The organism is Martelella sp. FLE1502 (genome assembly GCF_053484255.1).
The window spans coordinates 72832-87231 of the sequence record NZ_JBAKFQ010000004.1; the positions used below are offsets into that span (position 1 = coordinate 72832).

A 14400-nucleotide genomic window follows, 5' to 3' on the forward strand; every position below is an offset into this window, starting at 1 on the left:
TGACATGCTGAGTGGTCTACTCACCCGAGAATTTCTGCCCAAAGATGGAGACCTCACATGACCGGCAAGGCGGCCCGCCGTTTGCACGGCCGTCCGCTTCCGGACGATCCCGCGCCCTTCACCACATTGGTCGAACTGACTTTCCAGAAACGCAAGGTCGAGCACTGGATACGCTTCGGCCGGAAGAGCTACGAACAGATCCTCGACCGCCGCCGCAGCGTTGTCGGCTTCGCGCCGGGCAGTATATTCGCCTTCGTCCGATGGGCGGCCGGCGAGCATGGCACGATTGTTTCCCGCATCGATATCGTGCGCACCATCGACCGAGGCAAACCGTTCCAGACGCTGCCCTTCGTCCGCCCCGGTGGTGAGATCCTATTGCGCGTCCATGGCTGGGTGAAGGTGCAGCGCGCATTGCAGGCCATCGACGCCGTGGAAGCACTCGGCCTCGATCCGGCCGACATATCCCCGGAGCACTGGCGGCACGTCCACAACCGTCTGACCGCCGGTCTGGAGCCGCACGCCTATACGCCCGAGCGTCACGCCGCCTGGCTTCATCGCAGGAGGATAGCGCCATGACGCGGTTCGGATATGTCATGGTGACGTATTTTGTGGGCGTCAGCTTCGCCGTTGCGACGTTCATTCCAACGCCCACGAAACTGATCTGGAACGTCACCGCGAGCGCACCGATCGGTTTCTACACCGTTGAACCGGCCGACCCGATCGAAGTGCCGGAATTAGTCGCCGTCATGCCGCCCGAACCGCTCGCCGACTTCATGGTCGAACGCGGCTATGTCCGACGCGGCGTGCCGCTCCTGAAGCGCGTCCTCGGCGTGGCTGGTCAGCGAATTTGCCGTCTGCGATCTACGATCACGGTGGACGGGATCGAGATGGGCGAGGCTCTGGAGCGCGATCGGATCGGCCGCGAACTGCCCGTCTGGCAGGGCTGCCGCATCATCCGCGACGGCGAAATCTTCCTCATGAATTCGGACGTTCCCGACAGCCTCGACGGTCGTTACTTCGGAGCCATCCCCGCAAGTTCCGTCATCGGTCGCGCGGTCCCGCTCGGGACCGATGAGGAAGGCGACGGCCGCTACGAATGGCGCGCCCGGATCAGCCCAGCGCCGCACTGACCGCTTCGCCATCGGCGGAAGCGGTGCTCCCGATGGTTTTCCCAACCTCACCGCCTAGGAGACTCTCATGCCCCAGATTGGTGAATTTACACGCGACGATGCCGGCTTCATCGGGAACCTCAGGACGCTCTTGCTGCATCAGGACATCATCATCGTCGCGGCCGAGCCGTCCGACGCTGAGAACGCACCGGACTATCGCGTTCACCTCTTCGACAGCCTGAGCAACGAAACCGGTCCGGAAATCGGCGCAGCCTGGAAACGCACCGGCGAGAAGGCCGGCGAGTATCTTTCCGTGCTGCTGGACGATCCCACATTCTTTCATCCAATCCGCGCCAACCTGTTCCGCGACGACGACGCGGGCGCGTCGTGGTCGCTGCACTGGAGTCGCCCGAAGCCGCGCGACGAGCGGGACTAAGGCCATGCGATCCGGCGTCATCCCCGCGCTCATAACCCTCATCCCGTTGTTCGCGGAAAGACCGGCTCATCCCGTCGTCCCGCTCAGGCGCAGGACGGCCGGAGCGCGCAGCGAAGGTCAGGGGCGGCGTTTCACCGGCGCTTGCGCCTTGCCCTTGACCGCAGCGAGCACGCTGGCAGGCTGGGCTCAAAGCGGAGACAGGGCGGCATGGCGTTATGCCGTTCTGCTGACCGCCGCCATGCTGTCGCTCGGCGCGGGATCGGCGATGGCCGTTGTGCAATCGACGCCGATGGTCCGAACCGCCGCCGTCGATCCTCATGCCGCCCACATTGCCGAAGCGGCGCGGCGCTTCGGCATCCCTGAGCACTGGATCGTCGCCGTGCTGCGCACTGAGAGCGCTGCCGACGTGCGCGCGGTATCATCGGCCGGTGCGATGGGGTTGATGCAGGTCATGCCCGATACCTGGGCGGGCCTGCGCATCCGTCATCGGCTCAGCCGCGATCCCTTTGAGCCGCGCGCCAACATTCTTGCAGGCACGGCCTACCTGCGCGAAATGTTCGATCGCTACGGCAATGTCGCGGCGATGCTGGCGGCCTACAATGCCGGTCCCGGTCGCTACGACGAATACCTTGCAACCGGCCGTGCATTGCCACCGGAGACGCGCGCCTATGTTGCTGCCCTCGTGCCGGTCCTGGACGGCGAAGCTCCCTCGTTGATGCCTGCGCTGCCACCCGACTGGCGCGAAGCACCTCTGTTTGCCAGACGGCCGGCCGACGCGCGGACTGCCGCCGCGCAAACATCCGGGGCGCAATCGGGCGACGCGCGCGCGACCGTCCCGGTGCGCAATTCCACCGAATTGGAACCCGACCCCGGCAGCATGTTCGTGGCCCGCAGCAGCGACGGAGGAACGCCATGAGAACTGCGTTCACGCGTTCGCTGCGCGCCGTCTCAGTGTCCAGTCAGGCAGATTCGCGCTTGGCTGGAATCCCTGCGGGAAGGACGGAAAGGGCGGTAAGGAGGGAGGGCAAGATTGAAGGAACCGGCACCATGTCGGATCGGTTTCCGAAATTCTTGTTGTCTGCACACTGGTTAGGCCGCCGTTTCCGGCACCATGATCTTGAGCGACGGAGTGCCGCGATTCCGTGCAACGCCTTAGCGTTGCGGGGTTTCGACCGGCACCATACTCGCCGGTTGCCCGATTTTCCGCGATTTCGGCCGGAGGCGCATCCATGAGTGCCGATGACGAAAACCGCTTCCGGCCCAAGCCCGGCCGTATCCGCCCGGACGCGCCACGCACGGGCAAGACAAAGAGCTTTCTTACCCAGGCCAAGAAGATCGCCCGGCAGCAGCGTCGCACCTCGTCTCGCGTCAGTCTCGGAACGGCGGCGTTCACGCCATCCGCGCCCGCCGGTCGCCATGCCGTTTTGTCGAGTGGCAAGGGCGTGAAGCACGGGCGCGGCGCGGTCTTCGTCCGCACCCGCAATCTCGGCGGCGGCTGGCATCACCGGCAGCCGGGCGCGCGTCGCGTCATGGTTCAGCAGCGCTACATTCTTCACCCCGGAAAGGGCCGGAAGGCACAATCCCATCTGCGCTATATCCAACGCGACGGCACCTCACGCGACGGCGAGCGCGGTCGACTCTATTCGGGCATCGAGGACCGTGCCGATGGCGACGCTTTCCTGGAACGCGGCCAGGACGACCGCCACCAGTTCCGGTTCATCGTTTCGCCCGAGGATGGTGCAGAGCTGTCCGACCTCACGGCCTATATCCGCGACCTCATGGGCCGGATGGAAGCCGACCTCGGCACCGGGCTCGATTGGGTGGCGGTCAATCACTATAACACCGGCCATCCTCACGTGCATGTCATCGTCCGGGGCAAGGACGAGATGGGGCAGGATCTGGTCATCAATGGCGACTATATCGTTCATGGTATCCGCGAGAGGGCCAGCGAGTTGGCGACGCTGGAACTCGGCCATGTCAGCGAGATCGAGCAGAGCCGCAAGCTCACGGCCGAGATCGACCAGGACCGTTTCACCCGCATCGACCGGGCCATGGTCGAGGAAGCCGACAAGCGGTTCCTTGACCTCCGCCGCGAACCGGGCGAGCCGAAGCGGCAGTTCGAGCGGACGCTTCGGCTGCGCCGGCTCGCCAAGCTGTGGCGTATGGGCCTCGCCACCGAACACGCGCCTGGCGTCTGGGAATTGAACGAGCGGCTGGAACCGACCCTGCGCGAACTTGGCGAGCGCGGAGACATTATCCGCACCATGCAGAGATCGCTCGCCGCCGATGGAAACGAACGAGATCCCATGACCTTCCGTATCCATGAGGACGCACCTGCAACGCCTGTCATTGGTCGCGTCCTCGACAAATATCTCGCCAACGAGCTGGGCGATAATCTGACCGTCGTCGTGGACGGGATCGACGGACGGACACATCACATCGCCAATATCGACCCCATGCAGTTGGAGGACGCCCGGATTGGCAGCGTAATCGAGATCGGCCACGCCGAGGCGACAGCACGGCCGTCCGACCGCGCCATTGCCGCCATCACCGAGGACGGCATCTATCGCCCGAGTCGTCATCTGGAGCAGGTGAAGTTCGAGGGCCGCGTTCCGGGCGGCGACTATGAGGGCTATGTCGATGCCCATGTGCGCCGGCTGGAGGCGCTGCGCCGTGCTGGGCTCGCCGAGCGGATCGACGCCGACCGCTGGCGCATCCCCGAGGATTTCGAGAGCCGCGCTGCTGCCTATGACGCTGGCCGCACCCGGCAGGCCAGTGTTCGCATCCTGTCGGCGTTCGATCTGGAAAAGCAGATCGTCGCGGACGGCGTGACTTGGCTCGACCACCGGATGATACACGGCGAGACCGCCGACCTTGCAGCAGCAGGATTCGGTCAGGAGGTGCGCGAGGCCATCGACCGCCGCCGTGAGCATCACGTTGAACAGGGTGACGCCAAACGCGCGCGGGACGGCCGCGTGTTCTACCGGCGCAACCTTCTCGCCACGTTGCGCGAGTGTGAAGTTGCTCGCGTCGGCGCGGAGATGGCAGACAGTAAGGCGCTGCCGTTCCGGGCGGCGGCGGACGGCGAAAGCGTCAGCGGCAAATTCACCGGCACAGTGCAGTTATCCAGCGGCAAGTTTGCCGTAGTCGAGAAATCCCATGAGTTCACCCTGGTCCCGTGGCGGCCGGTCATCGACCGTCAGTTCGGTCGTGAGGTCATGGGCATTGTGCAGGGTGGATCGGTGTCATGGCAGTTGGGGCGGAAAAGGGGGATCAGCCTTTAATATATCATTGTTTATTTTTGTGATGAACAGGGAGCTATTGGGATAATATCAGGCTCCGTGACCGGTGTTCGTGGCCCCAAAGCGTAGGCCGTCCACTATCAACGCCACCATGCGCCGCGCCTGTTCAGTATCCCCCTCGCTGGCTGACGTTGCGACCCTCATACTTGCGAGCAACAATTCATGGGCGTCTACGCCGCTTCGTATCGAACCGGCATCTGAGGCAGCATCGAGTAGCCCCCGCAAAGCGGGTGTCAACTGGCTGAACACATAGTCGGGGAGTGACCGATAGGACGAGTTACTCGGATAGAGGGCGGCGGCCAAACCCCGTTTGGATGCCACCAAATCCACCAGTCGTTGCATCCATGCCGCTAATGCTTCCAAGGGCGGGTGATTTGTTGCAAACAACGAGGCCGCATCGGCGCAGGCATCGACGTCGTGCCGAATGATTGCCTTGATGAGATCTGGCCGCTGAGGGAAATGGCGATACAGCGTCCCGACTCCGACCCCTGCCTTGTCGGCAATCTCCTTTACCGGTGCATCCACGCCTGATCTATCGAAGACCTCCGCTGCTGCGCGCAGAAGCGAGTCGATGTTGCGTTGTGCATCCGCCCGCATAGGTTTGCTATTGCTTTCACTGTTCCCGTCGTCGTCCATTTGTTTCCGGCATTGTATTGAGGCTTGATAAGCGGAATCTGGTTCCATATATATGGAACCAGATTCCATTTTTAACGGTACTTTAGCTGACTGGATTTTTCCAGCATCGAATACGAGAGGAGACAAGCACACGTAACCGCTTGCCCGGGTCTCGGCTTTCGGTCCAGTTTGAAAACCGTTTACCAAACCATCCAAGAGAAGTTGATGTGGTCTGTAACTCGCAATGTGTTCAGCGCGGGCAACAGTTGCGTCTGCGATTTGTCCCTCACCGAATGGATTTGATAGGGAGGTGTTGATGCGTCGGTGGCGATCAGCACATATGATGGATCGTCAATCGGGAATACCGACTCCGCTGGGTTCGCGCATTCCCCTTGCGTCTTTGATACAGGCGCTTGTTGTCGCGGAGTATCTTAACTTCCGTCATGCTGCTGCTGCACTCGGGGTCAGCGTTTCGAGTGTCAGCGCTCGTGTGAAAACCCTGGAGGAAGATCTGGGTATCCTATTATTCGAGCGTCATGCACGTGGTGTGCGGCTGACTGAGGCCGGTCGGCGCTTTATCGAACAAGTGTCGGTCGGTGTAGATCAACTCGACCATGCGGTGAAGACTGCGGGCATGGCCGCGTCAGGCGAACGCGGTCGCTTGCGTCTCGGTATTCACACGATGATCCCACGCAGCTTTCTCGCTAAACTTATCGCGCAATACCGGGATGCCCATCCGGGCATCAAGGTCGAGATTGCAGAAAGCACGGCCCGCGATGCGCTGACGCAACTGCGCGCCGACCAACTGGACCTCGCGTTTATAGCCGGTCCAGCCAAACTGCCCGATTTCCACTCGAGGCACGTCTGGAACGAGCCGCTAATGGCGGTGCTGCCGGAACGGCATCCGCTCGCCGGGCAGTCGACCGTCACTTGGCCTGATCTGGCGAGCGAGACATTCCTCGTGCGCTACGGCGGTACCGGCCCGCAGGTCCACGAACATATCGTCCTGAGACTTACGGAACGCTTGTTTCCACCCTCGATTCAGCGTTTCGATGTGGGACGCGTTACGCTTCTGTCCATGGTGGAGCAGGGGTTCGGCATCACCATCGTCGGGGCAGCGACGGCACTGTTGCCGACAACCGGTATTGTTTTTTTGCCCCTAGCCGATGAGCCGGAGCCGATTTCGTTCTCGGCTATCTGGTCGCCATTTAGCCAAAATCCGGCCATCCGCAATATACTGGTCCTTGCGGGTAAACTGGGGCCTATCTACGAATCGGTTCAGGGTGATGCTCAGAATGAGCGCCACGACGGCGCGCAATGACATGAACCGTCCTATTTGCCGCCAATCGTATCCGGCAGCCCGGCCGCATCCGATTTCTTGTTGCGTGTAATAGATTTGACTATTCTTTGATCGACACCGTCTCTCTTGCCTACTGGAATCCTTATGCGCGCAGGCCGAATCCTTTGGGGACAGATCGCTGTCGTCTTCACCATTGTTCTAGTGATGACCTGGGCGGCGACGCAATGGGTAGCATTTCGCCTCGGCTTCCAGCCTCAGCTTGGTGCACCGTGGTTCAAGCTAGCGGGCCTGCCGGTCTATTATCCGCCGGCTTTTTTCTGGTGGTGGTTCTCTTTTGACGCCTACGCTCCGCCGATCTTCATCGAGGGGGCGACAATCGCAGCCTCGGGTGGCTTCCTCGCCATCGCCGCCGCCGTCCTCATGTCTATCATCCGGGCGCGGGAGGCAAAAAACGTGGCAACCTTCGGTTCGGCGCGATGGGCGGAAGATCGTGATATCCGTGCCGCCGGGTTGCTCGGTCCCGATGGCGTCGTGCTCGGTCGATATGACCAAGACTATCTGCGCCATGACGGGCCGGAGCATGTCCTATGTTTCGCCCCGACCCGCAGCGGCAAGGGCGTCGGCCTTGTCGTGCCGACGCTGCTGACCTGGCCGGGAAGCTGCATTGTCCACGACATCAAAGGGGAGAACTGGACGCTGACCGCGGGTTTTCGCGTGAAGCATGGTCGCGTTCTGTTGTTCGATCCAACCAATGCGAATTCGTCGGCCTACAATCCGCTGCTGGAGGTTCGTCAGGGTGAATGGGAAGTCCGTGACGTGCAGAACATCGCGGATATTCTGGTCGATCCCGAAGGCAGTCTCGAGAAGCGCAACCATTGGGAAAAGACCTCGCATGCGCTTCTTGTCGGCGCGATCCTGCATGTTCTCTATGCGGAAAAGGATAAAACGTTGGCGGGCGTCGCCAATTTCCTGTCCGATCCCCGCCGCCCGGTCGAAGCGACACTGCGCGCGATGATGGATACGCCGCATCTCGGCGAGGCTGGGGTTCATCCCGTCATAGCCTCGTCGGCCCGCGAGTTGCTGAACAAGTCCGAGAACGAACGGTCAGGCGTACTCTCCACCGCGATGTCCTTTCTCGGCCTGTACCGTGATCCCGTAGTGGCGCGGGTCACAGCGCGCTGCGACTGGCGCATTGCCGATCTGGTCGGCGGCAAGGAGCCGGTCAGCCTCTATCTTGTTGTACCACCATCCGACATCAACCGCACAAAACCGCTTATCAGGCTCATCCTCAACCAGATCGGCCGACGGTTGACCGAGGATTTGACCGCCTCCGGCAAGCGCCATCGCCTGCTTTTGATGCTGGATGAGTTTCCCGCTCTCGGTCGGCTCGACTTCTTTGAGAGCGCCCTTGCGTTCATGGCGGGCTACGGCCTCAAATCCTTCCTGATCGCACAGAGCCTTAACCAGATCGAGCGGGCCTACGGCCAGAACAATTCGATCCTCGACAACTGTCATGTCCGCGTCGCCTTCGCCACGAACGACGAGCGCACCGCCAAGCGCGTGTCGGACTCGCTCGGCACCGCGACGGAACTGCGCGATTCCACCAACTATGCCGGCCATCGCCTCGCACCCTGGCTTGGGCATCTGATGGTCTCACGGCAGGAGACCGCGCGAGCGCTGATGACGCCCGGCGAGATCATGCAGCTTCCGCCAACCGACGAAATCGTCATGGTCGCCGGCACGCCGCCGATCCGGGCGGAGAAAGCGCGCTATTTCGAGGATGTGCGATTGCAGGAGCGCATCCTGCCACCGCCCGAACTGGCAACCGCATCGACCGCCGCGCCGCCAACTCCAACCGATGACTGGACGAGCCGCGTCATCGTGACGGCGAACAAGCTGGCGACGAATGCCGCCAGCGGGACCGAAGGCGATCCCGACAATGCCGGCATCCGTCGTAAACCGGAATTACCCGAACATGAGGACATCGTTCCACCACCGCCAACTTCGGCGCGGGAGTTCGACATCCTCGACGACGAACCGGACCTAGATACGGCCAAGGCCCGTGCCTTGCGCCAGCGTATGCGCGCGGTCGCCCGTCAGGCGTCGATGAACCCCGATGACGGCATTGAGCTTTGAGGAAACCGCCAATGGCAACACGAACCCGCATGAACGTCTATTTCGACCCGGACCTGCTGCAACAGGTCGAGATGCTGGCGCTGCGCCGCAATGTTTCCAAATCCGCCATCGTAGAGGCGTCCGTCGCCTCCTTCCTGTCCAACGATGCGGCGGATCGGATGGAAGCGGCCATGGCGCGCCGTCTGGACAAGCTCGGCCGCCAGATGGACGGGCTCGACGAAGATCTCGCCGTGCTCGGCGAGACGCTTTCGCTGTTCGTCCAGTTCTGGCTGACCATCACGCCGCCGATCTCCGACACCGGGCAATCGTCCGCCCGTGCGAAAGGCGTGGAACGGTTCGAGGGATTCATTCAGACCCTCGGCAAGCGCCTTGCGACGGGGGATAGATTCCTCAAGGAGCTGTCGCGCGATGTCGATTCGCCTGGGCACAGTCCCGCGCAGGGGCCGTCCGATGCCGATAACGGCCGACCCTGAATTTTCAAACCGTCTTATTTGCCGCCGATCACCGCCGATGGCCGCACGCGCGTAAATAGTTGTTGAGTCAGCCAAAAATCAGGTTCTTTTAATCGACCCCGATGCGGGGACCGACTGTCGCGCGCCCCGTCGAAAGAGGGGCCACCATGACTGCCACACATCACAGAGCGGAGGCGATCCAGCGCGGCGCGCGGATGCTGCGCACCGCGCTCGGTCCCGCCATTGCCCGGTTTCTGGAAGACCCGGCCGTGGTCGAGGTGATGCTGAACCCGGATGGCCGCATCTGGATCGACCGGCTTTCCGAAGGGCTGGCGGATACGGGCGAAACGATGTCGCCGGCCGATGGCGAGCGCATCGTGCGGCTGGTCGCACACCATGTCGGTGTGGAGGTCCATGCACGCAGTCCCCGCGTCTCGGCCGAACTTCCCGAGAGCGGCGAACGCTTCGAGGGCTTGCTGCCCCCCGTTGTCGCAGCACCGGCCTTCGCGATCCGCAAGCCCGCCGACGCGGTCTTCATGCTCGACGACTATGTGGCGGCCGGCATCATGTCCGCCGACCAGGCCGCGACGCTCCGCGAAGCCGTCGCGTCCCGCGCCAATATCCTTGTTGCGGGCGGTACCTCGACGGGGAAGACCACGCTGACCAACGCGTTGCTGGCCGAAGTCGCCAAGGGCGCGGATCGCGTCGTCATCATCGAGGACACGCGCGAACTGCAATGCGCCGCGTCCAATCTCGTGGCGATGCGCACCAAGGATGGCGTCGCCACGCTGTCCGATCTGGTCCGGTCTTCGCTGCGCCTGCGCCCGGATCGCATCCCCATCGGCGAGGTGCGCGGATCGGAAGCCCTCGACCTTCTCAAAGCCTGGGGAACGGGACACCCCGGCGGCATCGGCACCATCCATGCAGGCACCGGCATTGGCGCGCTCCGCCGTCTTGAACAGCTCATTCAAGAGGCCGTCGTCACCGTCCCGCGCGCGCTGATCGCCGAGACCATCGACCTGGTTGCCGTCCTGGCCGGGCGCGGTTCCGCGCGCCGGCTGGCCGAGCTTGCCCGCGTCGAAGGGCTGGGGCCGGACGGCGATTTCCACATCACCCACCCCGGCCCCTTGGCACCCCCAACCAGCACAGGAGAACCCGAATGATCCGTCATGCCATGCGCATCCGCCGCCACGTCGCCACGGCCGCGGCCTTCACCTATGTCAGCCTCTTCATGGCTCCGGCCGCCCATGCCTCCGGGTCGTCGATGCCATGGGAAGCGCCGCTGCAATCCATCCTCGAATCCATCGAGGGGCCGGTCGCGAAGATCATCGCCGTCATCATCATCATCGTGACCGGCCTGACGCTGGCCTTCGGCGATACCAGCGGCGGCTTCCGCCGCCTGATCCAGATCGTGTTCGGCCTGTCCATCGCCTTCGCCGCATCGAGCTTTTTCCTGTCGTTCTTCTCGTTCGGCGGCGGGGCGCTCGTTTGATGGCGGGCGGCCTCGAACAGCTCGACGCGGTGCCGGGATTCTCGATCCCGGTCCATCGAGCGCTGACCGAGCATATCCTGCTCGGCGGCGCTCCGCGCTCCATCGCCATCATGAACGGAACGCTTGCCGGGGCCGTGGGCCTCGGCCTGCGCCTCTGGCTGGTCGGCCTTGCGATATGGGCCATCGGCCATTTCGCGGCCGTGTGGGCGGCGAGGCGGGATCCCCAATTCGTCGAGGTCGGGCGGCGGCATCTGCGCATCCCGGCTTTTCTGTCGGTGTGAGGGCGCGGCCATGATGAACCTCTCCGAATACCGCCGCACCGCCACCCGGCTTGCCGACTATCTGCCATGGGCTGCGCTGGTCAGCTCCGGCGTCGTCTTGAACAAGGATGGGAGTTTCCAGAGGACCGCGAAGTTTCGCGGTCCCGATCTGGATTCCGCCGTCGCGGCCGAACTGGTCGCCGTCGCCGGCCGTATCAACAACGCCGTGCGCCGTCTTGGCTCCGGCTGGAGCATCTTCGTCGAGGCGCAGCGCAGCGAGGCGGCGACCTATCCCGACAGCACCTTTCCCGATCCCGCCTCGGCGCTGGTCGATGCGGAGCGGAAAGCCGGGTTTGAGGAAGCGGACGCGCATTTCGTGTCCGGTTACTTCCTGACCTTCCTTTATCTTCCCCCGGCCGAGGAAGCTGCGCGGGCGGAAACATGGCTCTATGAGGGCCGGGAGAAAGCGGGCGTCGATCCAAGGGAGCTGCTGCGCGGCTTCATCGACCGCACCGACCGCGTGCTGGCCTTGCTCGACGGCTTCATGCCCGAGTGCCGTTGGATGGATGACGGCGCGACGCTGACCTATCTCCATTCCACCATCTCGACCAACCAGCATCGCGTGCGCGTGCCCGAGGTGCCGATGCACCTCGACGCGCTGCTCGCAGACCAGCCCTTGACCGGCGGGCTGGAGCCGCGCCTTGGCAATTCGCATCTGCGCGTCCTCACCATCGTGGGATTCCCCACCGCGACGACGCCCGGCCTGCTGGACGAAATGAACCGGCTGCCGTTTCCATATCGCTGGAGCACGCGGGCGATCCTGCTCGACAAGACCGACGCCACGCGGCTGCTGACCCGCATCCGTCGCCAGTGGTTCGCCAAGCGCAAATCCGTCGCCGCGATCCTGAAAGAGGTCATGACGAACGAGGCGTCCGCTCTTGTGGACACCGACGCCGCCAACAAGGCGCTCGACGCCGACATGGCCTTGCAGGAACTCGGGGCGGACGTGGCGGGTATGGCCTACGTCACCGCCACGGTGACGGTATGGGATGCCGACCCGCGCGTGGCGCAAGAGAAGCTGCGCCTGGTCGAGAAGATCGTTCAGGGCCGCGACTTCACCGCCATGGCCGAAACCGTCAACGCCGTGGACGCATGGCTCGGCAGCCTGCCCGGACACGCCTACGCGAATGTCCGCCAACCGCCCATCAGCACTTTGAATCTCGCCCACATGATCCCGCTTTCGGCGGTGTGGGCGGGGCCGGAACGGGATGAGCATTTCGGCGACGCTCCATTGCTTTACGCCAGGACCGAAGGCTCTACCCCGTTCCGGCTAAGTCTCCATGTCGGCGACGTAGGCCACACCCTTGTCGTCGGCCCCACGGGCGCGGGCAAATCCGTGTTGCTTGCCCTCATGGCCTTGCAGTTCCGGCGCTATGAGGGATCGCAGGTCTTCGCCTTCGACTTCGGCGGCAGCATCCGCGCCGCCGCGCTCGCCATGGGCGGGGATTGGCACGATTTGGGCGGTGGCCTCACGGAAGGGGACGAGGCGTCCGTTTCGCTCCAGCCACTTGCCCGCATCCACGACACCTATGAACGCGCATGGGCGGCGGACTGGATTGCCGCCATCCTCATGCGCGAAGGCATCGCCATCACGCCCGAGGTCAAAGAGTATCTTTGGACGGCGCTGACTTCGCTCGCCTCCGCGCCGGTCGAAGAACGCACGATCACCGGCCTTGCGGTGCTGTTGCAATCCAACGATCTGAAACAGGCGCTCCGGCCGTTCTGCGTCGGCGGTGCCTATGGCCGGTTGCTCGACGCCGAGACAGAGCATTTGGGATCGGCGGACGTGCAGGCGTTCGAGATCGAAGGGCTGGTCGGCACCGGCGCGGCACCGGCCGTTCTGTCCTACCTGTTCCATCGCATCGGCGACCGACTCGACGGCCGCCCCACGCTGCTCATCATCGATGAAGGCTGGCTTGCGCTCGACGACGAGGGATTCGCCGGCCAGCTCCGCGAATGGCTGAAGACGCTGCGCAAGAAGAACGCCAGCGTCATCTTTGCCACGCAAAGCCTGTCCGACATCGACGACAGCAACATCGCGCCCGCCATCATCGAGAGTTGCCCGACGCGGCTCCTGCTGCCGAACGAGCGCGCCATCGAGCCCCAGATCACGGCCATCTATCGCCGTTTCGGCCTCAATGACCGGCAGATCGAAATCCTCGCGCGGGCCACGCCCAAGCGGGATTATTACTGCCAGTCGCGGCGCGGCAATCGCCTGTTCGAGCTTGGCCTGTCGCAAGTCGGCCTCGCGCTCTGCGCCGCATCCGCCAAGTCCGACCAGACCCTCATTGCGCAGATCGTCGCCGAGCATGGCCGCGACGGCTTCCTCGCCGCATGGCTGCGCGAGCGCGGTGTCGATTGGGCGGCCGACCTGATCCCGAACCTCACCAATCTTGCCGACCGGCCGGAATTCGCCGCGCCGGCCCGGCTCGATACCCCACAGGAGATTCTTCCATGACCTATTCCAAGTTTGTCGGGGCCTCGGCCCTCGCGCTGGCGCTCGCCGTGCCGGTCACGCTTTCGCCCATGCTGGCAAGCCCGGCCCATGCGCAATTCGGCTTCGGCCGCATCGTCTATGATCCGAGCAACTACGCGCAGAACGTGCTTACGGCCGCCCGGACGCTGGAGCAGATCAACAACCAGATCACCAGCCTCCAGAACGAAGCGCAGATGCTTATAAACCAGGCGAGGAATCTGGCGAGCCTGCCGTATTCGTCGCTCCAGCAGATTCAACAGAACGTCAGCCGCACCCAGCAGCTTCTCGCGCAGGCGCAGAACATCGCGTTCGATGTGCAGAACATCGACCAGGCGTTCCACAGCCAATACGGCAACGTCTCGCTGTCGGCGACCGACGCCCAGCTTGTCGCCGATGCGCGCGACCGTTGGCAAAACACGGTCGGCGGCTTGCAGGACGCCATGAAGGTGCAAGCCGGTGTCGTCGGCAACATCGACAGCAACCGCGCCGAGATGGCCACGCTTGTCGGCCAAAGCCAGGGTGCCACCGGTGCATTGCAGGCGACGCAGGCAGGCAATCAGATCCTCGCCCTCCAGTCGCAGCAGCTTTCCGACCTGATTGCCATGCTTGCCGCCAACGGCCGATCGGAAGCGCTGATCGAGGCCGAGCGCGCCACGGCCGCCGAACAGGGCCGCGTCCAGCGCGAGCGCTTCCTGACCCCCGGCAGCGGCTACCAGCCGGGCAATGCGCAGATGTTCAACGGCAACAACTGACCGGGAGGCT

The 14400-nt window shown here is 63.6% G+C and carries 14 protein-coding genes; 13 read left to right on the plus strand and 1 reads right to left on the minus strand.

Features of this window, described 5'->3' with window-relative positions; genetic code table 11:
* The first annotated feature begins 57 nt into the window (after positions 1–57).
* The 5 genes from V6767_RS04955 (at position 58) to V6767_RS04975 (ending at position 4829) form a co-directional block, all read left to right on the plus strand.
* Positions 58–576 (plus strand): DUF2840 domain-containing protein, encoded by a 519-nt coding sequence (locus V6767_RS04955; RefSeq protein WP_448472433.1) that lies wholly within the window; start codon positions 58–60, stop codon positions 574–576.
* Positions 573–1130, plus strand: coding sequence for a S26 family signal peptidase (locus V6767_RS04960; RefSeq protein ID WP_448472434.1), 558 nt, complete (start codon positions 573–575; stop codon positions 1128–1130). Before V6767_RS04955 ends, V6767_RS04960 begins: the two co-directional genes overlap by 4 nt.
* 67 nt (positions 1131–1197) lie before the next feature.
* Complete coding sequence (locus tag V6767_RS04965; protein ID WP_448472435.1) at positions 1198–1545, plus strand: DUF736 domain-containing protein; 348 nt, start codon at positions 1198–1200, stop codon at positions 1543–1545.
* A 4-nt stretch (positions 1546–1549) separates the two neighbouring features.
* Complete coding sequence (locus tag V6767_RS04970) at positions 1550–2461, plus strand: lytic transglycosylase domain-containing protein (protein WP_448472436.1); 912 nt, start codon at positions 1550–1552, stop codon at positions 2459–2461.
* Positions 2462–3596: 1135 nt separating this feature from the next.
* Positions 3597–4829, plus strand: a complete 1233-nt coding sequence (locus tag V6767_RS04975) for a DUF3363 domain-containing protein (RefSeq protein WP_448472609.1) — start codon at positions 3597–3599, stop codon at positions 4827–4829.
* Positions 4830–4877: 48 nt separating this feature from the next.
* Here the strand turns inward: V6767_RS04975 and V6767_RS04980 are convergent, their stop codons facing one another.
* A complete protein-coding gene (locus V6767_RS04980) occupies positions 4878–5483 on the minus strand; it encodes a TetR/AcrR family transcriptional regulator (RefSeq protein WP_448472610.1) in 606 nt (201 codons plus the stop codon).
* A 319-nt stretch (positions 5484–5802) separates the two neighbouring features.
* Between V6767_RS04980 and V6767_RS04985 the strand changes: the two genes are divergently transcribed.
* The 8 genes from V6767_RS04985 (at position 5803) to trbJ (ending at position 14390) form a co-directional block, all read left to right on the plus strand.
* Positions 5803–6783 (plus strand): LysR substrate-binding domain-containing protein, encoded by a 981-nt coding sequence (locus V6767_RS04985; RefSeq protein WP_448472437.1) that lies wholly within the window; start codon positions 5803–5805, stop codon positions 6781–6783.
* A gap of 123 nt (positions 6784–6906) precedes the next feature.
* The gene (locus V6767_RS04990) at positions 6907–8898 is read left to right on the plus strand and encodes a conjugal transfer protein TraG (protein ID WP_448472438.1); all 1992 of its coding nucleotides are present in this window, start codon (positions 6907–6909) and stop codon (positions 8896–8898) included.
* A gap of 11 nt (positions 8899–8909) precedes the next feature.
* A complete protein-coding gene (locus V6767_RS04995; protein WP_448472439.1) occupies positions 8910–9371 on the plus strand; it encodes a ribbon-helix-helix domain-containing protein in 462 nt (153 codons plus the stop codon).
* A gap of 146 nt (positions 9372–9517) precedes the next feature.
* On the plus strand, positions 9518–10513 hold the full coding sequence (gene trbB, locus V6767_RS05000; protein ID WP_448472440.1) for a P-type conjugative transfer ATPase TrbB: 996 nt from the start codon (positions 9518–9520) through the stop codon (positions 10511–10513).
* Positions 10510–10842, plus strand: coding sequence for a TrbC/VirB2 family protein (locus tag V6767_RS05005; protein WP_036739977.1), 333 nt, complete (start codon positions 10510–10512; stop codon positions 10840–10842). The genes trbB and V6767_RS05005 overlap by 4 nt, the downstream gene beginning before the upstream one ends.
* Complete coding sequence (locus tag V6767_RS05010) at positions 10842–11123, plus strand: VirB3 family type IV secretion system protein (protein WP_448472441.1); 282 nt, start codon at positions 10842–10844, stop codon at positions 11121–11123. Before V6767_RS05005 ends, V6767_RS05010 begins: the two co-directional genes overlap by 1 nt.
* Before the next feature lie 10 nt (positions 11124–11133).
* Entirely contained in the window at positions 11134–13620 is a 2487-nt protein-coding gene (gene trbE, locus V6767_RS05015; protein WP_448472442.1) for a conjugal transfer protein TrbE, read from the plus strand.
* Positions 13617–14390, plus strand: a complete 774-nt coding sequence (gene trbJ, locus V6767_RS05020; RefSeq protein WP_448472443.1) for a P-type conjugative transfer protein TrbJ — start codon at positions 13617–13619, stop codon at positions 14388–14390. Before trbE ends, trbJ begins: the two co-directional genes overlap by 4 nt.
* Positions 14391–14400: the final 10 nt, after the last annotated feature.